The sequence below is a fragment of the Colwellia sp. C2M11 genome, assembly GCF_018860915.1.
In the GTDB taxonomy this organism is placed as follows: Bacteria; Pseudomonadota; Gammaproteobacteria; order Enterobacterales; family Alteromonadaceae; genus Colwellia.
The window spans coordinates 94837-120728 of the sequence record NZ_JAHKQD010000018.1; the positions used below are offsets into that span (position 1 = coordinate 94837).

23 protein-coding genes are annotated in these 25892 nt (G+C 36.1%); 15 read left to right on the forward strand and 8 right to left on the reverse strand.

All coding sequences use genetic code 11. The annotated features are described in order from the left end of the window. Positions 1–51: 51 nt before the first annotated feature. Positions 52–1779 carry an acetolactate synthase 3 large subunit gene (locus tag KO509_RS06400; protein ID WP_215972458.1) on the reverse strand — a complete coding sequence of 576 codons (1728 nt, stop codon included), beginning with the start codon at positions 1777–1779 and terminating at the stop codon, positions 52–54. A 511-nt stretch (positions 1780–2290) separates the two neighbouring features. Here KO509_RS06400 and KO509_RS06405 point away from each other — a divergent pair. The 3 genes from KO509_RS06405 to yfbR all read left to right on the forward strand — a co-directional run bounded on the left by KO509_RS06405 (position 2291) and on the right by yfbR (position 5145). Next, positions 2291–2854: a DUF4136 domain-containing protein gene (locus tag KO509_RS06405; RefSeq protein ID WP_215972459.1), complete on the forward strand. Its 564-nt coding sequence runs from the start codon at positions 2291–2293 to the stop codon at positions 2852–2854. A 122-nt stretch (positions 2855–2976) separates the two neighbouring features. Beyond that, positions 2977–4518: a response regulator gene (locus tag KO509_RS06410; protein ID WP_215972460.1), complete on the forward strand. Its 1542-nt coding sequence runs from the start codon at positions 2977–2979 to the stop codon at positions 4516–4518. A 12-nt stretch (positions 4519–4530) separates the two neighbouring features. Next, complete coding sequence (gene yfbR / locus KO509_RS06415; RefSeq protein WP_215972461.1) at positions 4531–5145, forward strand: 5'-deoxynucleotidase; 615 nt, start codon at positions 4531–4533, stop codon at positions 5143–5145. Positions 5146–5203: 58 nt separating this feature from the next. On the opposite strand, the gene KO509_RS06420 is transcribed toward yfbR, so the two are convergent. Both KO509_RS06420 and KO509_RS06425 read right to left on the reverse strand, forming a co-directional pair. Then, positions 5204–6421, reverse strand: a complete 1218-nt coding sequence (locus tag KO509_RS06420) for a pyridoxal phosphate-dependent aminotransferase (protein WP_215972462.1) — start codon at positions 6419–6421, stop codon at positions 5204–5206. Positions 6422–6627: 206 nt separating this feature from the next. Continuing rightward, the gene (locus KO509_RS06425; protein WP_215972463.1) at positions 6628–8337 is read right to left on the reverse strand and encodes a proline--tRNA ligase; all 1710 of its coding nucleotides are present in this window, start codon (positions 8335–8337) and stop codon (positions 6628–6630) included. A gap of 262 nt (positions 8338–8599) precedes the next feature. On the opposite strand from KO509_RS06425, the gene KO509_RS06430 reads away from it, so the two are divergent. Then, entirely contained in the window at positions 8600–9223 is a 624-nt protein-coding gene (locus KO509_RS06430; protein ID WP_215972464.1) for a LysE family translocator, read from the forward strand. 32 nt (positions 9224–9255) lie between these two features. Here KO509_RS06430 and KO509_RS06435 read toward each other — a convergent pair whose 3' ends face one another. After that, the gene (locus tag KO509_RS06435; protein WP_252727423.1) at positions 9256–10140 is read right to left on the reverse strand and encodes a GyrI-like domain-containing protein; all 885 of its coding nucleotides are present in this window, start codon (positions 10138–10140) and stop codon (positions 9256–9258) included. Between the two features lie 110 nt (positions 10141–10250). On the opposite strand from KO509_RS06435, the gene KO509_RS06440 reads away from it, so the two are divergent. Then, the gene (locus KO509_RS06440) at positions 10251–11405 is read left to right on the forward strand and encodes a PLP-dependent aminotransferase family protein (protein WP_215972465.1); all 1155 of its coding nucleotides are present in this window, start codon (positions 10251–10253) and stop codon (positions 11403–11405) included. A 329-nt stretch (positions 11406–11734) separates the two neighbouring features. Here the strand turns inward: KO509_RS06440 and rne are convergent, their stop codons facing one another. Then, positions 11735–15010 carry a ribonuclease E gene (rne, locus tag KO509_RS06445; RefSeq protein WP_215972466.1) on the reverse strand — a complete coding sequence of 1092 codons (3276 nt, stop codon included), beginning with the start codon at positions 15008–15010 and terminating at the stop codon, positions 11735–11737. 728 nt (positions 15011–15738) lie between these two features. Here rne and rluC point away from each other — a divergent pair. Beyond that, a complete protein-coding gene (rluC, locus tag KO509_RS06450) occupies positions 15739–16749 on the forward strand; it encodes a 23S rRNA pseudouridine(955/2504/2580) synthase RluC (RefSeq protein ID WP_215972467.1) in 1011 nt (336 codons plus the stop codon). Between the two features lie 25 nt (positions 16750–16774). Further along, positions 16775–17422 (forward strand): HAD-IA family hydrolase, encoded by a 648-nt coding sequence (locus tag KO509_RS06455; protein ID WP_215972468.1) that lies wholly within the window; start codon positions 16775–16777, stop codon positions 17420–17422. 67 nt (positions 17423–17489) lie between these two features. Here the strand turns inward: KO509_RS06455 and KO509_RS06460 are convergent, their stop codons facing one another. The 3 genes from KO509_RS06460 to KO509_RS06470 form a co-directional block, all read right to left on the reverse strand. Beyond that, positions 17490–17861, reverse strand: a complete 372-nt coding sequence (locus tag KO509_RS06460; RefSeq protein WP_215972469.1) for a hypothetical protein — start codon at positions 17859–17861, stop codon at positions 17490–17492. Between the two features lie 51 nt (positions 17862–17912). Beyond that, complete coding sequence (locus KO509_RS06465) at positions 17913–18491, reverse strand: YceI family protein (protein ID WP_215972470.1); 579 nt, start codon at positions 18489–18491, stop codon at positions 17913–17915. 334 nt (positions 18492–18825) lie between these two features. Then, on the reverse strand, positions 18826–19425 hold the full coding sequence (locus KO509_RS06470) for a nucleoside triphosphate pyrophosphatase (protein ID WP_215972471.1): 600 nt from the start codon (positions 19423–19425) through the stop codon (positions 18826–18828). A 157-nt stretch (positions 19426–19582) separates the two neighbouring features. On the opposite strand from KO509_RS06470, the gene yceD reads away from it, so the two are divergent. The 8 genes from yceD to pabC all read left to right on the forward strand — a co-directional run bounded on the left by yceD (position 19583) and on the right by pabC (position 25892). Continuing rightward, positions 19583–20095: a 23S rRNA accumulation protein YceD gene (gene yceD, locus KO509_RS06475; RefSeq protein ID WP_215972472.1), complete on the forward strand. Its 513-nt coding sequence runs from the start codon at positions 19583–19585 to the stop codon at positions 20093–20095. A 48-nt stretch (positions 20096–20143) separates the two neighbouring features. Further along, complete coding sequence (gene rpmF, locus KO509_RS06480) at positions 20144–20314, forward strand: 50S ribosomal protein L32 (RefSeq protein ID WP_215972473.1); 171 nt, start codon at positions 20144–20146, stop codon at positions 20312–20314. Between the two features lie 44 nt (positions 20315–20358). After that, positions 20359–21408, forward strand: a complete 1050-nt coding sequence (gene plsX, locus KO509_RS06485; protein WP_289847526.1) for a phosphate acyltransferase PlsX — start codon at positions 20359–20361, stop codon at positions 21406–21408. 52 nt (positions 21409–21460) lie between these two features. Next, entirely contained in the window at positions 21461–22429 is a 969-nt protein-coding gene (gene fabD / locus KO509_RS06490; RefSeq protein WP_215972474.1) for an ACP S-malonyltransferase, read from the forward strand. A gap of 34 nt (positions 22430–22463) precedes the next feature. Continuing rightward, positions 22464–23198 (forward strand): 3-oxoacyl-ACP reductase FabG, encoded by a 735-nt coding sequence (fabG, locus tag KO509_RS06495; protein WP_215972475.1) that lies wholly within the window; start codon positions 22464–22466, stop codon positions 23196–23198. A 163-nt stretch (positions 23199–23361) separates the two neighbouring features. After that, positions 23362–23595 (forward strand): acyl carrier protein, encoded by a 234-nt coding sequence (acpP, locus tag KO509_RS06500; protein WP_159820781.1) that lies wholly within the window; start codon positions 23362–23364, stop codon positions 23593–23595. 120 nt (positions 23596–23715) lie between these two features. Beyond that, positions 23716–24951 carry a beta-ketoacyl-ACP synthase II gene (fabF, locus tag KO509_RS06505; RefSeq protein WP_215972476.1) on the forward strand — a complete coding sequence of 412 codons (1236 nt, stop codon included), beginning with the start codon at positions 23716–23718 and terminating at the stop codon, positions 24949–24951. 128 nt (positions 24952–25079) lie between these two features. Then, positions 25080–25892 (forward strand): aminodeoxychorismate lyase, encoded by an 813-nt coding sequence (gene pabC, locus KO509_RS06510; RefSeq protein ID WP_215972477.1) that lies wholly within the window; start codon positions 25080–25082, stop codon positions 25890–25892.

A 25892-nucleotide genomic window follows, 5' to 3' on the forward strand; every position in this document is an offset into this window, starting at 1 on the left:
ACATGTCATCAATATTATTTGTGTTATTTTTACATTTTGATAAATATTTCATTAGGCTTTAACTCCTTTAGAGATCCACATATCATCAATACCACCTTGGCGAATATGCATAGGATACACATGTTCTTTTTCATCAACTAACACGTCGACAAACACTAATTGATTTTTAATACTAAAGGCTTCTTTTAGTTTTGGCTCTAATTCATCTAAAGTATCAATTTGAATACCTACATGGCCGTAAGCCTCTGCAACTTTTATGAAATCAGGTAGTGATTCCATGTAAGATGAGGCATGTCTGCCATCATAAACCATATCTTGCCATTGGCGTACCATACCCAGAGATCGGTTATTTAACGTAATTATCACTACTGGTAGATTGTATTGTTTACAGGTTGATAGCTCTTGAATATTCATTTGAATTGATCCGTCACCGGTAATGCAAATAACATGTTTATCAGGAAAGGCAAGCTTAGCTCCCATGGCTGCGGGTAGACCAAACCCCATAGTTCCTGCGCCACCTGAGTTTATCCATTGACGAGGTTTATCAAACGGATAGTATTGGGCTGCAAACATTTGATGCTGACCAACATCTGAAGCCACATAAGCTTCACCATTCGTAATTCGATACATAGCTTCTATCACACGTTGAGGCTTGATTTTTTCACCTTCAACTTGTTTGTAGCTCACACTTTTTACATCGCGCCATGTATTGATTTGGTGCCACCAATCTTTTAAAGCTATTTCATCAGGTATGAAATTAATTGCGCTAAGTTCATCAAGCAATTGTTGCATAACAATATCAACTAAACCGACGACTGGAATATGTGCATTGATAGTTTTTGAGATTGACGTTGGATCGATATCGACATGAATAATATTTGCATTAGGGCAGAACTTTTCAACATTATTCGTTACCCTATCGTCAAAGCGAACTCCAAGGGCAAGAATAACATCAGCATTAGCCATTGCTTTATTTGCTTCTAAGCTACCATGCATACCTAACATGCCAATAAAGTTGTCATGAGTTCCTGATATACCACCAAGACCCATTAGGGTATTCGTTACGGGGGCTTTTAATGTTTCCACTAGTGTTGTTAATAGTTCCGAAGCATTGGCAATAACTACACCACCACCAGAATAAACCACTAATTTTTTCGCTTCACTGATTGCTTTAGCTGCTTTACGAATTTGTTTTGGATGGCCTTTAATATTCGGATTATAAGAGCGTATTGTCGGGTTGGTTTCAATAGCAAAAGGGGCTTTATTTTGTGGTATTAGCAAGTCTTTTGGTAATTCAACTACGACTGGTCCAGGTCGACCTGTGCTGGCGATATAAAATGCTTTAGCAATAACATTAGGTATATCGGCTAAATCACGACAATTAAAACTATGTTTAATGATAGGGCGTGTACAACCAACAATATCAGTTTCTTGAAAAGCATCATTACCAATTAAGGTTGTTGGCACTTGGCCTGCCAGTACTACCATTGGAATTGAATCCATGTAGGCTGTCGCTATTCCTGTAACACAGTTTGTAGCACCTGGACCTGATGTTGCCAAAACCACACCTACTTCTCCGGTCGCTCTAGTGTAACCATCAGCCATATGAGTTGCAGCTTGCTCATGGCGAACTAAAATATGTTCAATTTCATCTTGTTGGAAAATAGCATCATAAAGATCTAAAACTGAACCTCCAGGATAGCCAAAAATATATTTAACCTTTAGTGCTGATAATGCTTTTACTACCATTTCTGCACCAGTAAAAAGTTCTGTTGTCATATTGATACCTATTAATGATTAATACATAAAAAACCCTCGGTCTAAAATAGAGCGAGGGTTTGGTTATTTATTTGTATATCTGCTTTAATTAAAAACTAATTTTTAAAACAACCTAATCCTCGGAGTGATTTAACTATCACTACGACCACGAGGACGACATTTAATTTATTGTTTTGATTAATTGAATACATGCTTAGATAAATTTAATTTTTATAAAAAGATAATACTTGGCTCTATTTTTAAAGGGTTTAGTAAAGTCTGTCAACCTTTAATTACAATAATGCATAGTGTTTCTTAATATTTTTTTAATATTCGATTATAAATTACTTGAAATATAAGAAATATTATATATTCGCTCTTTAATTTGATTGTTTTAGTCTCTTGTAATGTTTTATAGTTAACGCAATGTTACATTTAATAAGCAGTAGTATTTTGGTATTTACGTTAGTATTTAAAATAGTGCTAAATGTTGTAGTTATACTTTGATTGAAATAAGCAAAAGGTGGTAAATATGAAGGCTATAAAAGTAACCTTAGTTACTGTATTAGTTTTACTTGTTGCAAGCTGTGCAAGTAATTATAAAGTAAAAGTGGGTTCTGATAAGAATGAAAATATTGATACCGCAGACTATAAAACTTTTGCTTGGCTAACATCACAGAAAGTCATGGCAGCAAGTGAAGATTTTAACCCAGTAATGAAACTTCGTGTAGATGAAGCGATTGAAAAAGCGTTTATTGCGAAAGGTTATCAATTGATTGAAGATGCCGAAAAAGCAGACTTTACCGTTTCTTATACTGTAGGTAATAGAGATAAGATTAAAATAATGAATTACCCAGCAATTTATCGTACTCGTTTTGGCTGGTGGCCTGGTTATTATGGCAGTATGTTTAGATCAGATGAATATAGAACGATAGCTCGCCAATATACTGAAGGTAAATTAGGTATTGATGTATATGATGTTAAATTACACCAACCGGTATGGCATGGCTGGGCAACCAAACGCATCACCAATGATGAAATACATTTAGATAATATCCAAGAAGTTGTCAATGATGTAGTGGCACAATTTCATTAATAACTTTTTGTTTTTAAATTAAAAGCGGCTTTTGCCGCTTTTTTTGTATATTTTTAATGCTTTTTTTATTTTGTGCATTACACTGATTAATAAGGCTAAACGGAAAATGAAAAATTAACCCTATGAATGATTTTATTTTTAAAGAAGAATCAGAAGCAAGTAAAAGTGCAAGTGGACATAAATGCAATAAAAAATGGCGCATTTTGGTTGTTGATGATGATGATTCTGTCCACCAAGTTACTAAGCTGGTGTTAAATGAAATTGAAATTGAAAATCGCCAATTAGAAATAGTGTCGGTTTACTCTATGGAGGAAGCGAAAGAAACATTATTAGCAGATAATGATTTTTGTATGGCATTTGTTGATGTTGTGATGGAAACCGATCACGCTGGTTTAGATTTAGTACAATGGATAAGAAGGGAGCTAAAGAATCAAGCTATACGCTTAGTGCTTAGAACAGGGCAAGCGGGAACTGCCCCAGAAGCAAAAGTCATTAAAGAATATGATATTAATGATTATAAAGAAAAGACAGATTTTACTTCTAATAAAATGATCACCACAGTGTATGCTAGTATTCGAGCATACCGAGATATTATGACTATTCAACGTAGCTTAGATGCATTTAAAAAGTTACTTGAAGCGACGCATGATTTACTTAAGAAAGATCAATTGAAGGCTTTTGGCTCTGCGGCATTAAGTCATTTATTATCGTTAATGAATGTTGATAGCTCTGCTTTATACATTGCTCGAACGCAAATTGATTTTGATCTGCAATCTTCGAGTTTAATACTTGCTTGTACTGGTCGATATGTCAGTAAGTCTGATTCTCTAGAGTCTTCAAATATACCAGATGATGTCAAAGAAAAAATTAAAAAGGTCTTTCAAGATAGAAGCCATTACAGCAATGAAAATTGCTTTGTTGGCTATTATCAGTCACCGGGTAATGCTGCGTCTGTTTTGTATATCGAGTTTGAAAATGACAAAGAGCACTTTAATGTAAATTTGGCAGAATTATTTGCGAATAATGTCGCGTTAATCTTAGAAAGTTTAAGCAAACAAAAAGAAATAGAAAAATCACAACAAGAGCTACTGTTCATTATTAGTGAAGCAGTTGAGGCTCGAAGTCAAGAAACCGGCTCACATGTAAAACGGGTGGCATCGCTTTGTGAATTATTAGCAAAAAAAGCGGGGTTAGAAGATTCTTTTGTTAAAGCATTATATTTAGCTGCGCCATTGCATGATTTAGGAAAAATTGCAGTGCCAGAAGATATATTACTTAAAACTAAAAATTTATCCCATGAGGAATGGGAGATAATGAAAGCCCATACCCAAATTGGCGGCGATATGTTACAACAATCTACTGCAAACTTGTCTAAATTAGCCTCGAGGCTGGCGCATTATCACCACGAAAACTGGGATGGCTCTGGTTTTCCAGATGGGTTAAAAGGAGAGAGCATTCCTATAGAGTCTAGAATTATGGCAGTTGTAGATGTGTTTGATGCATTAGGCTCGCAACGGTGTTATAAAGAGCCATGGTCAGATGAGAGAATAAAAGACTTTATTATTTCAGAAAAAAATAAGAAGTTTGATGCTTCGCTGGTTGATTTAATTGTTGAAAATTTTGATGAATTCACTGCAATTAGAGAAAAATTTTCTAATAATTAGTTAAAGGATTGTATGTTTCACCACAAAAAAGGTAGTTTTAGCGCGTGGATGTTAAGACTAAGAAAAATAATACGTTGGCCATTAATGGCCTCAAGAGAGCCAGAAACCTGTGCACAACACTCATTTGAAGTCGCGTTAATTAGTCATCAAATTGCTTTAATTGGCAAAATAAAATTTAAACGAACTTATGACCCTTCTGCAATAGCTTTAGCTGCACTGTATCATGAAGCCAGTGAATCTGGAGGCGTGGGGGATATTCCTAGTCCATTAAAATATTATAATCCTGAATTAACCAAGCAAATAAAGCAAATAGAAAGTGAAGTTGAGCACTCTATGGTATACCAAGGATTGCCTGAATATTTACACCAAGCTATGGCGCCGTTGGTGATTCAAGCAAATGTAGATAAGCAGACGAAAGCTATTGTTAAATCGGCAGATGATTTAGCTGCATATCATTATAGTTTATCAGAAGTAAATGTGGGTAATAGAGAATTTATCGACGCGGCTAAACTGTTAGAAGGTAGAGTAAGCAAGCATTGCGAACAATGGCCAGAAGTTAAAGAATATTTCCAATCTCAATTCCCTGCTTGTATGCAGACATTAGATGAACTTTCTCGTCCAGATTAGTTAGCAAGTTTTAAGGTAAGCGAGGTAAGGTTAACCTTCGCTTACCTTAGTCTATGCCCTATACTTGCTGGTAAGTGGCAAAGAAATTTTTAAGTTTTACTAATGCTGGCACTAATTCATCTACATGTGGCAAAAATACTAATCTGAAATAGTTATTAGCTTCAATATTAAAAGCACTACCATGAACGAGTAGAATTTTTTCTTGTTTAAGTAGATCTAAAATCATTTTTTCATCGTTAGTGATGTTAAATTTCTCAGCATCTACTTTCACGAAAAGATATAAAGCGCCCATCGCAGGGTGACATGATAAACCATCAATATCATTAATCATTTTTGCAGCAATATTACGTTGCTTTAATAAGCGTCCATCTCCGGTGATTAACTCATTAATACTTTGATAACCACCTAAAGCTGTTTGAATAGCATGTTGGCACGGCACATTGGCACATAATCGCATTGACGCTAATATATCAAGGCCTTCTAGATAATCTTCAGCATGTATTTTAGGACCAGAAACAACCATCCAACCTGCTCTAAAACCGGCAATACGGTAATTTTTAGATAAGCCACCCATGGTGATGATCAACACATCTTGTGCAAGTGATGCGGTAGGAATATGTTTAGCTTGGTCGTATAATATTTTATCGTAAATTTCATCGCTAAAAATAATCAAACTATGCTTTCTGGCAAGCGCTATAATGCCTTGAAGTACTTCCGCAGGGTATACAGAGCCGGTTGGATTATTAGGATTAATTAAGACAATGGCTTTAGTTTTATCTGTGATTTTACTTTCCATATCTTCGATATCTGGATACCAAAAATTTTCATCATCACAAATATAATGCTTAGGAGTACCGCCTGATAAAGCCACTGCTGCTGTCCATAATGGGTAGTCAGGAGCTGGAATTAAGACTTCATCGCCATTATTTAACAAGCCTTGCATTGCCATGACAATAAGCTCGCTAACACCGTTACCAATAAAAATATCATCTACTCTGACATCTTTAATGCCTTGTTGTTGAAAATATTGCATAACAGCAACACGAGCAGAGTATATTCCCTTTGATTCACTGTATCCTTGAGAGCTAGGTAAATTATAGATCACGTCTTTTAATATATCATCAGGTGCTTCGAAACCGAATGGGGCAGGGTTACCGATATTCAATTTGAGAATCTTATGGCCTTCATCTTCTAAGCGACGCGCTTCGGCTGCTATTTGCCCTCTAATTTCATAACAAACATTGTTTAATTTAGATGACTTGATAATAGCTTTCATGGCAAGGGTACTTCTTTTGTATAGGGGTTAAGGTATAGTCCATTGTTGCTAAAAATGCTACGCATTGAAATAGCTAAGAGTAAGTTTTTAATGATAATTTGTGATTGTTTTGTATAAAACAGTATAAAAAGCAATTTTATTGGTATTAACATAACAAAAAAGGAGCCTAAGCTCCTTTTTATTCACATCACAATGATAACTAACGTTTAACTAAAAAGTGACATAACATCATCAATAGCAATCAGTGATTTTTCACCTGTAATGCGGTTTTTCAATTCGACTTGTTGAGCATCGAGGTTGCGTTCGCCAACAATCAATAAATATGGTGTCCCCATTAATTCATGATCAGCAAACATAACACCTGGACGTTCTTTTCTATCATCAAACAAAACATCAATATTGTTTTGTTTTAATGTTTCATATAACGCTTCAGCCGTTTCTTTTACGCGTGCTGATTTTGCCATATTCATTGGCACAATCGCAGCTTGGAATGGGGCAATAGCTTCAGGCCATTTAATGCCATATTCATCATGATTTTGCTCTATTGCAGCAGCCACAATACGAGAAATACCGATACCATAACAACCCATGGTTAACGTTTGGTTTTTTCCACCTTCATTTAATACGGTACAGTTCATTGCTTTAGCGTATTTGGTGCCTAATTGGAAAATATGACCAACTTCAATACCACGTTTGATAATTATTTTTCCTTGCCCACAAGGGCTTGGATCACCTTCAACAACATTACGTAAGTCTGCAATTTCAATGTCTGAACAATCTCTTTCCCAGTTTACACCGGTAAAGTGCATATCATTTTCATTAGCACCACAAATAAAGTCACTTAATTGTGCCGCAGTTCTATCGACAATCACTTTAACATCTAGCCCAACAGGGCCTATAGAGCCTGCTTTACAATTTGCAGCAGACATTATTTGATCATCGGTTGCAAATGCTAATGGTGTTGCTACTTGTGGTAAGTTTTCTGCTTTAATTTCATTGAGTTGATGATCACCACGTAAGACAAGGGCAATAATAGGTGTTGTACCATCTTCATTCTCAACACCACAAACAAGCAATGTTTTAACTGTATTTTTGATATCTACTTTTAAAAAGTCAGTAACATCTTCGATACTGGCCACATTGGGTGTAGCAACTTTAGTTAAATCTTGCGTAGGCTCTGCTCGTTGCTCAGTTGGTGCTAAAGCTTCAGCTTTTTCAACATTCGCAGCAAAGTCGCTAACATCACTGAAAGCGATATCATCTTCACCTGATTCTGCTAACACATGGAATTCATGGCTTGCGTCACCACCAATTGAACCACTATCAGCTAAAACGGGGCGATAGTTTAGTCCTAAGCGATCAAATATACGACAATATGCATCAAACATTGTTTTATATGTTTTTTCTAAACAATCGTCCTCTAAATGAAATGAATAGGCATCTTTCATTAAAAATTCACGACTACGCATTACACCGAATCTAGGTCTAATTTCATCGCGAAATTTGGTTTGAATTTGAAATAATGAAAGTGGTAGTTGTTTATAACTACTTACTACATTAGCGACTAACTTCGTTATCACTTCTTCATGAGTTGGGCCTAAAACGAAAGGACGTTTATGACGATCATTTAATCGTAATAATTCTGGGCCATAATCATCCCAACGACCCGATTCTTCCCATAAATCAGCAGGCTGAACCATAGGCATTAATATTTCATTAGCATTCGTGCGTTGCATTTCTTCACGAACAATATTTTCAACTTTTTTTAATACACGTAAACCTGTTGGTAACCATGTGTATAGACCTGAGGCAAGATTTCTTACCAGCCCAGCGCGTAGCATTAATTGGTGGCTTATTACTTCTGCACTAGCAGGAGTTTCTTTTAAAGTAGACAGTAAGTATTGACTGGTACGCATTACTAAGTATTTCCGAAAAAATCATGTAAACGAAATTGTAGTACGTTACATGATGACAAATAAAATTGCCGCTATTCTAGCAGGGAGATAAGCGTTGAAACAGAAATAATTTACAATTTATTTGCAAATCTAAAAGTAAGTAATTCTTCAAGTAATAAGACGTTGATTTTTAATTAGTAATTATTGTAAATAAGCTAATTGTGAAAGGTAAGGTTTATTGATAAAGTCGTTATTATTGTCATTATTATGTTGAGCGTGCTGCTTGTTAGACTTTACTTTAGTTAGCTTATTTATTCCGACCTTTTTTATTGTCTCAATTACACCCGGTATGTGTATGACTTTAGCTATGGTGCTGGGTATGTCTATTGGTATTAGAAAAACGTTATGGATGATGTGGGGTGAGTTAATTGGCGTAGCCATTGTGGCTGTATCATCAGTTATTGGTGTGTCAGCCATTATGCTTGAATTACCACAGATATTTGATATTTTAAAATTTATTGGTGCGGGGTATTTGTTTTATATCGGTATAAATATGTGGCGCTCAAAAGGTAAATTAGCAATTTCAATTAATAATAGTTCAACCGTCAATACCAATAAGGGGAGCTTATTCTATCAAGGGTTTATAACGGCAATAGCTAACCCTAAAGGTTGGGCATTTATGATTTCTTTATTACCGCCTTTTATTAATACGCAATATGCGCTTGCTCCTCAATTATCAGTGTTAATTACCATCATATTAGTCTCAGAGTTTACCTGCATGATGTTATATGCAGCAGGAGGAAAAACCATAGGTAAGGTATTCACGGAACAAAATAATGTAAAGTATTTGAATCGGCTATCGGGTACTTTAATGATCCTTGTTGCTTTATGGTTAGCAGCAAGCTAGTTTGTAAATGTTATTATTCGTTGTGATAACTTTTAACCCTCGTTATCACCTAAATATATAGGTAAACAAAAATCTAAGTCAAACCGTTCATCTTCAGTTAAAAAGTGATTTTTTCGATAATGAACGTAAGCAGGTGTTGATAACATTTTAAATCCTGAAGAGGGCAGCCAATATTCTAAAATATTACTTAATTGTGGTAATAGCTCGCCATATTTTCCTTGTAACTTAAATACAGCATGTAAGCCTCCAGGTATTGTCATACTATTGATTAATCCTCTGCGTTGAATAGGTCGATCAATACCTAAACATGCAACATAACGACACTTATCAAGGGCTACCCAGGCAGGATTTGAATGATGCAAACCGTATTGTTGTGAAAAGTCGCGTTGTTGAATGCTGGCCCATGCATTTAGTTTTTGCCAAGCATTAGCTATAGAACGATCATACCCTTGATGACGGACATAAGCGACATGTCTCTGGGGAAGGTTTATTAATTCACATTTAGGTACAGTCATTGTATTAAGTTGTTGATAGTACTTAGCAACTTCTTTATCAGCTAAAAAGGGTTTATCTTGATGTTGACGATCTTTATTACGCCATTCACCTGGTGACATTGCAAATATTGTTTTAAAAGCACGGCTAAATGATGATACGGATGAAAATCCAGATTTTATGGCGATGTTTAACACAGAAGTTGTTGCGTCAAACATTAACTGGTTAGCTGCAAATTCAATTCTAATTCGGCGAATATAATGATGTACAGGTTCTCCGACAATCGTTTTGAATAGTCGATGAAAGTGTTGCTCTGAATAAGCGGCAATTGCGGCAAGATCTTTTGCGAGTAATGTTTGACTTATATCTTGATGGATAAAATATAATACGTCGTTAATGCGTGAAATTTGTTGGTTAGTTTGCATTATCTTTGAAATTTATAGCATAAATGGACATACATAACAGCATAAACGGACAAGTAAAAAATCTCAAGTTATCGTATTCTACAAGTCATTAATAAAAAACTGTACTTACCATGAAACTAGCAAAATCGTTACAAAATATTCAACCTTCTTATATCCGTGAAATCTTAGCTGCTGCCAGTGCGCCAGGTGTTATATCTTTGGCTGGAGGCTTACCCGCAAATGATAAATTTCCATTGGCACTAATGACAAATGCATTAGTTAATTTACCTAATAGAACTGAGTTGTTTCAATATGGTAATACGGCAGGTTATGCTCCATTATTGACATATTTAAAGGAACGTTATCAATTACCTCAATCACATGATGGAATTGTTTGTACGGGCTCACAGCAAGGGTTAGATCTTATCGCACGAGCATTTATTAATCCTGGCGACATCATAGTGATGGAAGCGCCGAGTTATTTAGGGGCTATTCAAGTATTTGGTTTGACTCAAGCTAACATTAAAAGTGTTTCACAAAGCTTTGACGGACCCGATTTAGACGAATTAGAAATTTGTTTCTCAACTAATGATGTTACTCTTTTTTATGCAGTACCTGACTTCCATAATCCAACGGGTGTATGTTGGTCCTTAGCTGTACGCCAAAAAGTTGCAGCGTTGTGTAATAAATATAAGGTGGCATTTATTGAAGATGTACCTTATAGAGAGCTTCGTTTTAAGGGAGAAGCTTTACCCTTAGTATCAAGCTTTTGTCCTGATAATTCATTGGTACTACGCTCATACTCGAAAATAGCAACACCAGGCATTAGATTAGGTTTGGTTACTGGTCGAGCTGACTGGATTAATACTTTGAATATTGTTAAACAAGCATCTGACTTACACTCAAGTATTCCAATGCAAGCAGTATTACTAGACTTGTTACAACATGATGGATTTGAACAACATTTAGAAGAGTTAAGACAACTTTATTATAGGCGTTACAAGGCATTATTTAAAAATATCTCATTGCATTTAGTGCCGCTTTGTCAGGTAAATGAAGTTGATGGAGGGATGTTTATATGGCTATCACTACCTAAATGTGATGTAGATGCTTTAGCTAAGTCGGCATTGGAGCATGGTGTAGCTGTAGTACCAAGCTCTGTATTTTATAATGATAGAACATGTGTGACTCCCGCTTTACGATTAAACTTTACTAACGCGAGTGAAGAAGAGCTAGCTTCAGCTGTTGAGCGGTTAGCTGAAGTGATCAAACAGCATTGTGATTAACTCACCTGAGCTCGGTTTAAGGTGTTTTTAATTCATTGAAATAAAGACTAATAAAATTTAACTTATGCTCTAGCTTGATAGTTGTTTTTTCTTCAAGGAAAATTTCGCGTCAATAGCTAATCTATTACAAGTCAATTTAACGATGAAGCAAGTAAAAGTAGCTGTTAGAGAAGAATATATTAAGCCGAGCTCAGGTTAACTAACGTTTTTCACTTTTTCATCATAAGTCCTAGCTATGTAAACTGATTTCAAAACAAGCTAAATTTTAGAATTAAAAAAGCCAGTTGTTAATAATAACAACTGGCTTTTTGCTTATAAGCTTTTAAAGCTTATAACGTTGGTTTTGTCGCTGGTGCAGAGCTTCTACTTGTTACATCGGCAGAAATTGCAGTACGTCCTGAAACTTTATGTGCTACACGGTCTTCATTAGCCATAAAGCTAGTTGGAATCTCGTGAATAGTTGTTATCGTTTCAGTTTTTGTCATTGGTGAAGAAGCACGACCAGATAAGCGGTTAGCTTTTTTCACTTGTCTTGCTAATTTCTTGTCTTTATTTGGGGCTTTTTTGGTAACCTTAGCCTCAACTTTTTTCGATTTAACTTTAGTCTCTGCTTTTGGTGCTTCTTGCTCAGCTTCAACTTTATCAGTAGTTTCTACCTGCACATCATTACTATTATTAGTAACACCATTATCAGCAACCTTATCAGTTGTTTCATCTACTGAAACAGTGTCAACGATAACCTCATTGACGATAGGTTTTTGAGGTTGAACAGCCTTTTTAACTGGCTCTACTACCTCAGTTGAAGTATCAACAGGTTTTTCGCTATCGCTATCGCTATCGTTAGCTGTTGCTGCTTTAGTTGGTGCAGTTTCGTTGTTAACGCTTGATTCAACTTTAACCTCAGTTAATGGTAAATCTTGGTGTTTTTCTTCAGTAATAGCTGGTGTAGCATCAGAAACAACCGGCTCAGCATTAGCAGGCTCAGAAATAACTGGCTCGGCAGTAGTCGATTCAGCAATAACAGGTTCAGAAGTAACTTCAGGCGTTGGTGCTTCAGTCTCAACTTTTTTAGCGGTATTACTTTCTTTTTTGACTGTAGCTTTTGGCTTTTCAGTTGTAGTAGCTTCACTAACAGTTTCTGCTGTTGCTTTTGCTACAGGTGTTTCACCTTTCGGGTAACGCGCTTCAATTGCTTCATTATTTTCCGCTGGTGTATCGGTAGCTGGTGCATTTTCAGCCGAACCTTGTACTACTTCATCCTCTGGTTTCTTGTCACGGCGTCTACGTTGACCATTAGAACGTAAGTGTCTTGGAGAACGTCTATTACGAGAACGCTCTTCATTGTTTCCTTTCGTTTCTTCTGTTGTTACCGGTGTCACTTGTTTATCAGTTTCAGCTGCTTTTTCAGTAGTAACCGTAGTGCTAACTGTTTCTGTAGTCGTATTTTTAGCTGGTTTTTTGGGTTTATTAACCGCTTCTTTTTGTTCAGGTATTGCAACTTGAGCTGAAGTCGTGGCTTGCTCTACCTTTGCCTTATTTACACGTACTTTTTTACGGTTAGTTCTGCGTTGACGGCGCTCAGCAACAACTTCTTCTTTTACTGGTTTATTTTTATCATGTTCAGGTTTTTTATTATGCGCTTTAGCTTTATTAGGTGTATTTTTCTTCGTATCATCGCGTTCATTACGTGCATTAGTAGACTTATCATTTACTTTTGCATTACGATTTTGGTTGCGATCATTAGTACGTTCATCATTACGGTTGTTACCACGGTTACCATTACGGTTATTACCACGGCGTTGACCTTGACGATTACGTTGTTGATTATTGTTCTCAGGCTTAGGTTTACTTTCCGGTTTTTTCTCTTCTTTAACTACTTCTTCTGAGGTAAACAAACCTTTTAACCAAGTAAAAAAGCCTGTAGGTTTACTTTCAGAAATAGCCGCTTTATTCGATACTGGTGCTTTCGCTGGTTCCGCAACAGGAGCAACATTAGGTGCTGTCATTCCTTGGCCCATCGCTTGAATTAATGGTTCATCACGTTTAACCGCTACTTTATCAAACTTAGGCATTTTCGCTTCTTCAAGCTCTGCTTGTTTAATCGAAATGTCATAACTAGCTTCACTAACTGTTTCATCATTTTTAACACGTAAAACTTCATATTGTGGTGTATCCATATGAGGGTTAGGGATGATTAAAACACGTACGCCATGATGCTTTTCAATATGCATTACTGAACGGCGCTTTTCATTAAGTAAGTAAGTAGCAACAGGCACAGGTACTTGTGCTTGAACGTGTAGTGTATTTTCTTTAATGGCTTCTTCTTCCATTAAACGAAGTACAGACAAAGCAAGTGATTCAACGCCACGCACTTGGCCAGTACCACTACAACGAGGACATACACCTTGGCTAGTTTCACCAATAGAAGGGCGCAAGCGTTGACGCGACATTTCTAATAAACCAAAACGAGAAATTCGGCCTAATTGAATACGTGCTCTGTCTTGACGAACAGAGTCACGCATACGGTTTTCAACTTCACGTTGATGGCGAACAGGGGTCATATCGATAAAATCGATAACAACTAAACCACCTAAATCACGTAAACGTAATTGACGGGCTATTTCTTCTGCTGCTTCTAAGTTGGTATTAAATGCTGTTTCTTCGATATCGCTGCCTTTAGTTGCGCGAGCAGAGTTAATATCGATAGAAGTCATAGCTTCTGTTGGATCAATTACGATTGAACCACCTGAAGGTAAGCGTACTTCACGTTGAAATGCCGTTTCAATTTGCGTTTCAATTTGATAATGCGTGAATAGAGGAACATCACTGGTATAAAGCTTAATTTTACTCAAGAAATCAGGGCGTACTATTTCAATATGCTTTTTAACACTTTCGAATGTTTTTGGGCGATCAATTAAAACTTCGCCAATGTCACGGCGTAAATAATCGCGAATAGCGCGTAAAATAAGGTTGGTTTCTTGATGAATTAAAAAAGGTGCTTTACGACTTTCAGCTGCATCACTGATTGCTTTCCAATGATGTAATAAAACGCTTAAATCCCATTCTAATTCTTCATAAGCTTTACCAACACCGGCAGTACGAACAATAAGTCCCATGCCTTTAGGTAGGTCAAGTTTACTTAGTGAGGTTTTTAAATCAGTACGTTCATCACCTTCAATACGACGTGAAATACCACCAGCACGAGGATTATTTGGCATTAATACTAAATAACTACCGGCTAAGCTGATAAAAGTAGTTAACGCAGCGCCTTTTTGACCACGTTCTTCTTTGTCGATTTGAACAATTACTTCTTGGCCTTCGTGTAATACATCTTTGATGCTTGGACGACCTTGGAATGTATAACCTTTAGGGAAGTATTCACGCGCGATTTCTTTCATTGGTAAGAAACCATGGCGATCAGCACCATAGTCAACAAAAGCGGCTTCTAAAGAAGGTTCAATACGTGTGATTTTTGCTTTATAAATATTTGATTTTTTTTGTTCATGGCCAGGACTTTCGATATCTAAATCGTAAAGTTTTTGTCCATCAACGAGTGCTACACGCAATTCTTCCGATTGGGTAGCGTTTATTAACATACGTTTCATAGTTTGTGTGACTCAATTTTAAGTCACAGCACACTAGTGCTTAGTACACAAAGTAGTGCAATCTGTAGTGATGTAACAGCATTTTGTCAACCTCACGGGTGTCAATCCTAACGTGTCATCAAACCACGATAAGCTGTTATAAATTTTGATTGTTTCTATTGGCTATGACCTGACTTATTCAAGTATCATAGCGTTCTTGTTTCTTTATGTGCTCAGCGAATGTGCTGTGCGCACTTATATTTGCAATTAAATAATAAAAATTTGCTTAGTGATGTTTTACACTTCTTTGTTGCGCATTTAATTATTAAATTAAAACTTTTTTGCAAAATAAGTTAATTTAAATAAATTGCTTTATGGAGCTGGACTAGTATCTTTTAGTGATAAAACTGTTTATGTCATGATTAACAAGTTACACGCGTTAATTGTACAATAGGCCGTACTATTAATGTGTCAATTACCTTTTTATCGGTTATGCATACTAATGTGGCCGCAGTTTGCCTCTTACATCTCTCTGTAAAGCTTCAAATATAATACTTTTTTATTCACTGTGTAGGTAAGTTTTTATTTAGAAATTTACCCAGTAAATAACGTTGTTAAGTATTAACCTCGTCATTATCCCTTATAAAGTATGATAAGCCAATAAAAAAACAGATTAAATGTCAAAATGCAGTAAAAAAAGTATGTTAAACTGCGTGTCATTAAGAATCTAAGTTAATTAAACGCAAGCCATGTCACAAAAACCACTAGTACAAAAAGCAGAGATAAAAAAATCAAAGGGTGATGAAAATCAAGCTGACGATAAACCACAAGTACAATATATAACTATTGATGGTGAAGATGCCGGTCAGCGTATTGATAATTTTTTATTAAGAACCTTAAAAGGTGTTCCTAAAAGTCATTTATATCGTTTAATGCGTAAAGGTGAAATACGTGTAAATAAAAAACGTATTAAACCGGTTTATAAGTTATTGGTTGATGATGTTGTACGAATTGCGCCAATTCGTGTATCAGAAAAAGCAGATGCTGTATCTACAGGTCTAAGTATTGTTGCTAACCTTGAAAAACAAATATTATTTGAAGACGACCGATTAATTGTTATTAATAAACCGTCAGGAATGGCTGTTCATGGCGGTAGTGGTTTAAGTTTTGGCTTAATTGAAGCGCTTCGTTCTCTTCGCCCTGATGCTCGTATGTTAGAGTTAGTACATCGACTTGATAGAGATACGTCAGGTTGTTTGGTGGTTGCTAAAAAACGTTCGGCATTACGTCACTTACATGAACAACTACGCAGTAAAAATGTTCAGAAATTTTATCATGCTTTGGTGAAAGGTCATTGGCCAACTAAATTAACCCGTGTTACTGAGGGATTAAGAAAGAATGATCTTAAATCCGGAGAGCGCGTAGTAATTACTGATAATATCAATGGTAAAGAGTCAGAAACACGATATAAAGTATTAGAACGTTATCGCGGTGCAACCTTAGTTCGTGCTTTTCCTGTAACCGGTAGAACCCATCAAATTCGTGTGCATTGTCAAGTGAGTGGTCATTCTATCGCTATGGATGCAAAGTATGGTCATGAAGGTTTTGATGCTGAGATGAAAAGCAAAGGTTTAAAACGTTTGTTTTTACATGCCGCGAGCATTGAATTTACTCACCCAAAAACAGAAGAGCGTATAACAATAGAAGCGCCGCTTGAGCCAAGTTTGGAAAAATTACTGACTAAATTAGTTAGAGAATAACAAACAACTAAATTAGAACGTATTTATGAAAAATTATAAGTTAATTATTTTTGACTGGGATGGCACATTGATGAATTCGGTTGATCGTATTGTATCGTCAATGCAATCAGCCGCCGACACTGTTGGTTTAGTTACACCAACCAATAATGAAGTAAAAGACATTATTGGGTTAAGCTTGCCTGTAGTATTCGACCGGTTATTTACTGACATAACAGCTGAACAAATAGAAGCCATGTCAGTACAGTACAAATATCAATACCTTGAAGTTAATACTACACCATCGCCTTTATTTAATGATGCGATGGAATTACTTGTTACTTTAAAACAGCACAATAAGTTACTAGCTGTTGCAACAGGAAAAGGTAGAGCAGGTTTAGCAAGCGTCTTAAGTTTGAGTAACACAACGAATCTGTTTCATACAACTCGTTGTGCTGATGAAATGCCATCAAAACCGGATCCTACAATGCTGCTTAGTATTTTATCTGAATTAGGTATATCTTCACATGAAGCGTTAATGATTGGTGATACAAGCTATGATTTAAAAATGGCAAAAAATGCAGGCATTGATAGTATTGGAGTAAGTTTTGGTGTTCATGATAAGCCAACACTTGAAAAGTATTCACCTAAAGTTATCGTTGACTCGTTAAGTGAGTTAAAGGCGTTGCTAGTCTAGTTGTTGAGTTACTTGGTTATTTAAAATACGTTTAAATGACAGCATCTGTAAAGTTCTCAAATACTACTTATTGATTATCGCGCTGTTTATGCCAAACCAAGCATATCAATAGAGCAAATATACCACTGAGATACGTTGCGATAATAGGAATGATTGTAAGCTGATATTCATGTTCATGATCTTCTGGATAAAAAGAATCTCCTGATAAGAACCAAGCTGCAATAGCGCCTACAATGAACCAAATAAGGGCAGCTTCTCTTTTGTAACTTGGTGCTGTTATATAACCACACATAACAACACAAAAAGCAGCAAAAGCACCTATTATAGGCTTTTTCCAAACGCCGATAAGATCAGCAACAATACCAGCAGATATTGCAGAAATTAAAAATAAAGCGATAACCAGAATAATTGATAAAGCAAATCCTTTAATTTGGCTCATATGTATCCTTATTATCGCTGTAAAATCGTGAAGAGATTTGTAGTTTTAAATTTATTGCTGTTTAAATACTAAACTGAATGACACTGGAACAACAGGGCTGATTGACGGAAGATTGGCAACTTCACGCAACTTTTCAATACCAGCGACTAAATTATACTTATTAGCATTAATAATGATTGGGCTTAATGAAAAGGCTAATATGTCATTCTTAGCTAATTTAACTACTTGTATATCTGTTGTTATTTGTTGTGATACGCCATGTAAAGATAAATTGAAACTAATTGTACTTTGATATGACTCACCAACAGTGAGCTCGCTGAATAACTTTGGATCTAAATTCGCGCTAATATTTGCGTTTGAAAATGAAGCAACGTCAAAAAGCATAGTTTTAACACGTTCATTACGAATAGCAATATTGGTTTCAACACTACTTAAGTCAATAGCTAAAGATAATTCTCCTGTATCTTTGAGCGTACCATTAAGCTTTTTAAAGCTATTTACCTCTCCTACTTTTGATGCTTTAGTTGAAACATAGTTAATGGTTGATTTATCATTCACTAGCTCCCATTGAGCTATCGCGTTTGAAGACAAGAGTAACGTAGATAGTAAAAATACATATTTTTTTAACATTTTTATTCCTTTGGACTTTCAATACAATGACTTTTATTAGTCGATCTACTTATCCTATTAATAGGGTAAATATAATTGTTCACAATAAGCGACGAAAGAACAAATGCCAACTGTTTTCCTATATTAAAGGATTAACAGTCAAGGCGATTATGTGAAATCAAGAATATAATAACAAAATCACTATTGAATAATAATTATTCAATAGTCTAAAGTCTAAAATAAATGTAATAGTAGAACAATAGTTCAGGTTATTTATTGTCTATAAAGAGTGATATTGACCAGACGCTTACACAGCGTCCGGTTACGGCTTTTATTAAGCATTTGCTAGCGGTTGTTAGCACGTTGGGTTTTGTTGCGCTAAGGTATCTAAGCCATGCTCTTTAAGTAAGCTAACTAATTTAATTAACGGTAAACCAATAAGCGTATTAGGATCATCACCTTCAAGTTTTTTGAATAAACAAATACCTAGACCTTCACTTTTAAAACTACCTGCACAATTGTAAGGTTGTTCTGCTTTTAAATAGCTTTCTATTTCTGAGCGCGACAATTCATTAAAATGCACTATAAAAGGTTCAACTAATGAAGTACTAGTATTACTTGCACTATCATAGACACATAAACCAGTATAAAAGGTGACACTTTTATTACTAAACTTAGTCAGCTGCTTTATACCATTTTCAAAGGTATGAGGTTTACCTAAAATTTCACCGTCACAAACTGCGACTTGATCTGAACCTATAATAAGTGCATTAGAAAATTCACTTGCTACGGCTTTTGCTTTTGCAATTGCTAAACGCTCAACTAACGCTTGAGGTGCTTCATTGGCTAAAGCTGTTTCATCCACATCAGGTTTAGCACATTCAAAAGCTAAGTTGAGTTTTTCTAAAATACTTTTACGAAAAGGGGAGGTAGAGCCTAAAACTAAGGTTTTCATGAAGATCCTTAAAAATGTGGGAATTGATCAATTTTGATGAACAATTAAACAATAATTATCATATTACTGTTATTATTGGGTCAATCTATCGTTTTTAAACAAAATAAGCTAATTTTCTTTTGACAGTTGCCTCTTGGAGCTTTATTATGCGCGACTTATGCAGAATCTTAAGCTTCCGATTACAATTAGTCCATCCCGAAGTGCACAGCGCAGGCTTGTGTGTGAAGGTATATTTAACGTGTCGGAAATGACTAGGCTTCTTGCTGTCAGCGAAATGCGCAGTGAGTATGCTCAAGTTAGTGTTAAGTTTGATGTGGATGAACGTGGTTTAACAGTAATGTCAGGCACAGCATCGGCATTAGTTGCATTAACTTGTCAGCGGTGTAATGAGCTTTTTGATATGGAATTAAAAGTAGATTTTATTTTTAGTCCAGCAAAAAATGAAGAAGCAGCTGAAAATATTCCATCATATTATGATGTAATAGAATTAAATGAAGATGGTGAAGTAAACTTACGAGAGCTAGTGGAAGAAGAGTTTTTACTTTCTATTCCATTTATTCCAAGGCATAACATTGAAGACTGTTCAGCTGATGCTGATACGGTTTGGGGTGAATTGCCGGAAGAGCTTGAGAAGCCGAACCCATTTGACGTATTAAAACAATTTAAATAGTTAAACGCATTTAGCAATTTAACTAATAACCCGATTTAGGAGTAACTCATGGCAGTTCAAAAAAGCAAAAAGTCTCGTTCAAGACGTGGCATGCGCCGTTCACATGATGCTTTAACAGCAGAGAATTTATCAGTAGATCCAGTATCAGGTGAAACACATCGTCGTCACCATGTAACAGCTGATGGCTTTTACAAAGGCGTTAAAGTAATCGCTAACTAAGCGAATTTACTTTAATACCCTATTTATAGCTAATTAATTTTCGCTTGAATAGTCAAGAAATACTAACCTTAGCGTTAGATGTTATGGGGGGCGATAAAGGCCCCTCTATAACAATTCCTTCAGCAATAATGGCAATTAATCATCTGCCTAACTTGCATCTAATTCTTTGTGGTGATGAACAGATCATTACATCAGAACTTGCACGATTAAATATTTCCAAAGAAGCATTAGCTCAACATCAACAGTTATCTATTTTCCCGACCTCAGAAGTTGTTGAAATGGATGAAAAACCAGCCTTTGCTCTTCGAACAAAAAAAGATTCATCTATGCGTAAAGCATTAGATCTTGTTCATGATGGTAAAGCCCAAGCATGTGTTAGTGCAGGTAATACAGGTGCTTTATTTTCCATGGCACATTTTGTTTTAAAAACATTACCTGGTGTTGAACGTCCAGCCTTAATTTCTTCTTTACCTACACATGATGATGACAAACACGTATTTATGCTTGATTTAGGTGCGAATGTTTTTTGTGATTCACATGTACTCTACCAATTTGGAATTATGGGTTCTGTTATGGCCCAGCAAGTTGATGGTATTGATAAACCTCGTATAGCATTACTCAATATGGGGGAAGAATCAATTAAAGGCAGTGACCATATTAAGCAAGCTGCACTTGAATTATCTGACAATAAAGATATCAATTATATTGGTTTTATTGAGGGAGGAGATATTTTCTCTAATAAAGCTGACGTTATTGTTTGTGATGGCTTTGTTGGTAATGTAGCACTAAAAACCTGTGAAGGTGTTGCTCGTTTAGTGTATAAAAGATCAAAAACACTCTTCCAACAGAACATTTTAGTAAAAATGTTAGCTTTTATTGTTAAACCTAGTTTAAAAAAATTATTTAAGTCAATGAACCCCGACCAGTATAACGGTGCAAGTTTGATAGGATTGCGCGGTATCGTTGTAAAAAGCCATGGCAATGCAAATTCAGGCGCTTTTTTCTCCGCTATAATGGAAGCTGTTAAAGAAGTTGAGCGTCAAGTACCTGAGAAAATTAAATGCTCTTTAGAGCAAGGTCTGTCTCCTCAATAATATTTTATTATATTGTCTATATTGTTTATAAACATAAGAGTAACAAATAAAAATGCAAAATATATCCTTACAAGGTGAATTAGCCTTCGTATTCCCAGGGCAAGGCTCTCAAGCCGTTGCTATGTTAAGTGACTTTAGTGACAATGATATTGTTCAAAATACTTTTAAAGAAGCATCTGACGCACTAGGTTATGACTTGTGGCAATTAGTTGCGCAAGGACCAGCAGAACAACTTAATCAAACAAATTTCACACAACCTGCCTTATTAACTGCGAGTGTTGCGTTGTGGCGTGTTTGGCAAGCCGAATCTGATATTTTACCTGCTGTTTTAGCAGGTCACAGCTTAGGCGAATACTCAGCTTTAGTATGTGCAGATGTTATTTCGTTAACTGATGGTGTTAAGTTAGTCGAAAAACGTGGCGAATATATGCAAACTTGTGTTCCGGCGGGTGTTGGTGCAATGGCAGCAGTGATTGGATTAGATGATCAAGCGATTATTGATGCTTGTGCACAAGCACAAGACTCACATGAAGTTAAAGAAGTTGTCGCAGCTGTTAATTTTAATTCACCTGGTCAAGTTGTTATCGCGGGTCATAAAGATGCTGTTGAACGTGCGGGTGAACTGTGTAAAGTAGCAGGTGCTAAACGCGTTTTACCTCTACCAGTAAGTGTACCATCTCATTGTGCACTAATGGCTGATGCTGCGGTTAAGTTAGCTGCCGATCTTGAAGGTATTATCTTTAAAACACCATCAATTAATGTTGTTAATAACGTTGATGTTGCTATTGAAACAAGTGGTGAAGCTATTAAGTCAGCTTTAGTTAAACAGCTATATAGTCCTGTACGCTGGAGTGAAACAGTAACAAAAATTGGCGAGATGGGCGTTACTCAAATGATTGAAGTAGGTCCAGGAAAAGTATTACAAGGATTGGTTAAACGTATCAATAAATCGATTAACTGCGTTTCTTTTAATACAGAAGACTCATTAGTTAAAGCAAAAGAATTGACGCAAGCTAAATAGATTTAATAAAAATAAAAAACAAATAGGAAATATTATGTTTTCATTAACAGGTAAAATAGCCCTTGTTACAGGTGCTAGTCGTGGTATTGGCAAAGCAATAGCGACACAATTACAAGCGTTAGGGGCTACGGTTGTAGGAACAGCGACGTCAGAACATGGCGCAGAAAGAATTTCAGAATATTTAGGTGAGGGCAATGGCCTCGTATTAAATGTGACGAGTGATGATTCTATTACCGAACTATTTTCAGCGATTAAAGACGCACATGGTAGTATTGATATTTTAGTTAATAATGCCGGTATCACGCGCGATAATCTATTTATGCGTATGAAAGATGATGAATGGCAAGATATAATTGATACTAACTTAACTTCTGTGTTTAAGGTAAGTAAAGCCGCGATTCGTCCTATGATGAAAAAACGTAATGGCCGAATTATTAATATTGGCTCTGTAGTGGGCTCAATGGGTAATGCAGGGCAAGTAAACTACGCAACAGCTAAAGCGGGTTTATTAGGTTTTACTAAGTCTTTGGCACGTGAGGTTGCTTCTCGTGGCATAACAGTTAATACTATTGCGCCAGGTTTTATCGATACAGATATGACACAAACGTTAACTGATGAACAAAAAGAGGGGATTTTCTCACAAGTTCCAGCTAATCGTTTAGGTAAACCTGAAGAAATTGCGAGCACTGTCGCCTTTTTAGCGTCAGATACAGCCGCATATATCACTGGCGAAACGATTCATGTTAACGGTGGTATGTATATGGTGTAACCCTTAAATATAAAGGGCTACATTGTTTCGTATCACTATTTTAGTGTAGTAAACAGGTTCGACCACCTAAAAAAATAAAGCTATAGGCTTGCATGGCAGGGCTTTGGCGAATACACTACACGCAATTTGATAAATTACACTTTCAGTAAGTAAAGGAAAAAAAATGAGTACTATCGAAGAACGCGTTAAAAAAATCACTATTGAACAACTAGGTGTTAGTGAAGCAGAAGTTAAAACTGATTCATCTTTCGTTGATGATTTAGGTGCTGATTCATTAGACACAGTAGAATTAGTTATGGCGTTGGAAGAAGAATTTGATACTGAAATTCCTGACGAAGAAGCTGAAAAAATCACTACTGTTCAAGCGGCAATCGATTACGTTAACGCTAATCAGTAATTGCTAACTAGTTATTACTAGTTAATTGTAAAAATGTAATTGAAAAAAAGGCGGTATACTTATCATTTAAGTGACCGCTTTTTTTGTATCTCCTATTTCATAATTAAGAGGTAGAACACAATGAGACGTGTTGTTGTTACCGGTCTTGGTATGCTTAGCCCACTAGGCAATACCCCTGAACAAACCTGGGAAAACTTATTACTTGGTAAAAGTGGTATTCGTAATATTGATCATTTCGATACAACTGAGTATTCAACTAAGTTTGCAGGTTTAGTTAACGATTTTGACGCGCAAAACTATATGGAAAAAAAAGAAGCCAAAAAAATGGATCTTTTTATTCAATATGGTGTTGCCGCAGGCGTTCAAGCAATCCAAGATTCTGGCATTGAAGTTAATGAACAAAACTCACCTCGTATCGGTGTGGCTATTGGCTCTGGTATTGGCGGGTTAGGCCTAATAGAACAAAATCATGAAAAAATGGTAAAAACAGGTAGTCCGAAAAGACTTTCGCCGTTTTTTGTGCCTTCTACAATCATTAACATGATTTCAGGTAATTTATCTATCATGTTTGGTTTGCAAGGACCTAATATTTCTATTACTACAGCCTGTACTAGTGGCGTGCACAATATTGGTCATGCAGCTCGCATGATTGCATACGGTGATGCTGATGTTATGGTGGCTGGTGGTGCCGAAAAAGCATCTACCACATTAGGAATGGGCGGTTTTGGTGCAGCACGTGCTTTATCTAGACGTAATGATGACCCTCAATCGGCTTCACGTCCTTGGGATAAAGATCGTGATGGTTTTGTTTTAGGTGATGGTGCCGGTGTTGTTGTTGTTGAAGAATATGAACATGCCAAAGCACGTGGCGCAAAAATTTATGCTGAGTTAGTTGGTTTTGGTATGAGTGGTGATGCTTATCATATGACATCACCTCCAGCAGATGGTGCTGGTGCAGCACGTGCGATGGAAAATGCCTTAAATGACGCTAAAATAAATGCTAATCAAATTGGTTATATTAATGCGCATGGTACTTCAACGCCTGCAGGTGATATCGCTGAAACTAATGCCGTAAAATCAATTTTTGGTGCCGATGCATATAATGTATTAATGGGATCAACTAAATCGATGACTGGGCATTTATTAGGTGCTGCTGGTGCCGTTGAAAGTATCTTTAGTATTCAAGCATTAGCGAGCTCTTGTGTTCCTCCAACAATTAATTTAGATAATCCAGGTGAAGGTTGTGATTTAGATTATATTCGCGGCTCAGCTCGTGATATTAATTTAGATTATGTTTTGTGTAATTCATTTGGTTTTGGTGGTACAAACGGGTCATTAATATTTAAAAAAATATAATAATTGAAGTGACTTGTAACTAAAGCTTGAAATCAATTTATTAAGCCTGAATACTTAGCATATATGTGTAAGTTCTCAGGCTTTTTTAATTTAGTTTTAACCTGTTTTATCTATATAGTGAACCGACAATGAAATTATGTTTAGTTAATGGAATACAACAAAATCATATTGATATTGAAAGTCGTGGTCTTGCTTATGGGGATGGCCTGTTTACTACGGCAAAAGTCATTCATGGTAAAGTAGAATACTTAACACAGCATGTAGAACGTTTAACTTCTGGTTGTGAAAAACTGGGGTTCTCATCTCCTTCATCAGACGAATTAACACAACAATTAGCTGCTATAGCAAAAAACTATCCATTAGCTGTGCTCAAAGTTATTATTGCAGCAAGTAGTGGTGGGCGAGGTTATGCGCGCTCATCAAACAATCATCATGATCTGATCATTATGATCCATGATTATCCGATACATTATGATAATTTGATTCATAGCGGCATTAATTTAGGGCTCAGTAAGCAACAAATAGGTATTAATCCTATGTTAGGTGGTTTGAAGCATTTAAACCGTCTCGAACAAGTTTTATTAAGGCAAGAGTTATCTTTGAGTAATGTGGATGACTTGGTGGTGACAAATATAAATAATGACGTGATAGAAGCAACTAGTGCTAATCTATTTATTTTCTTAAATGACACATTATATACGCCAGACGTTAGTCAAAGTGGTGTAAATGGTATTATGCGTCAAACTATATTGCGCCATTACCCTGAAACCATTATTAAAGCTATTTCTCTAGAGGAGGTTGCTCAAGCACAGGCAATATTTGTGTGTAATTGTGTTATGGGCGTCATGCCTGTGAATAATTATAACGGGCAGGTATTATCATTAGACTTACCCTTAGCAATAGCACTAACTATCCGTAATGGTATTAACCGTGAGCAATAA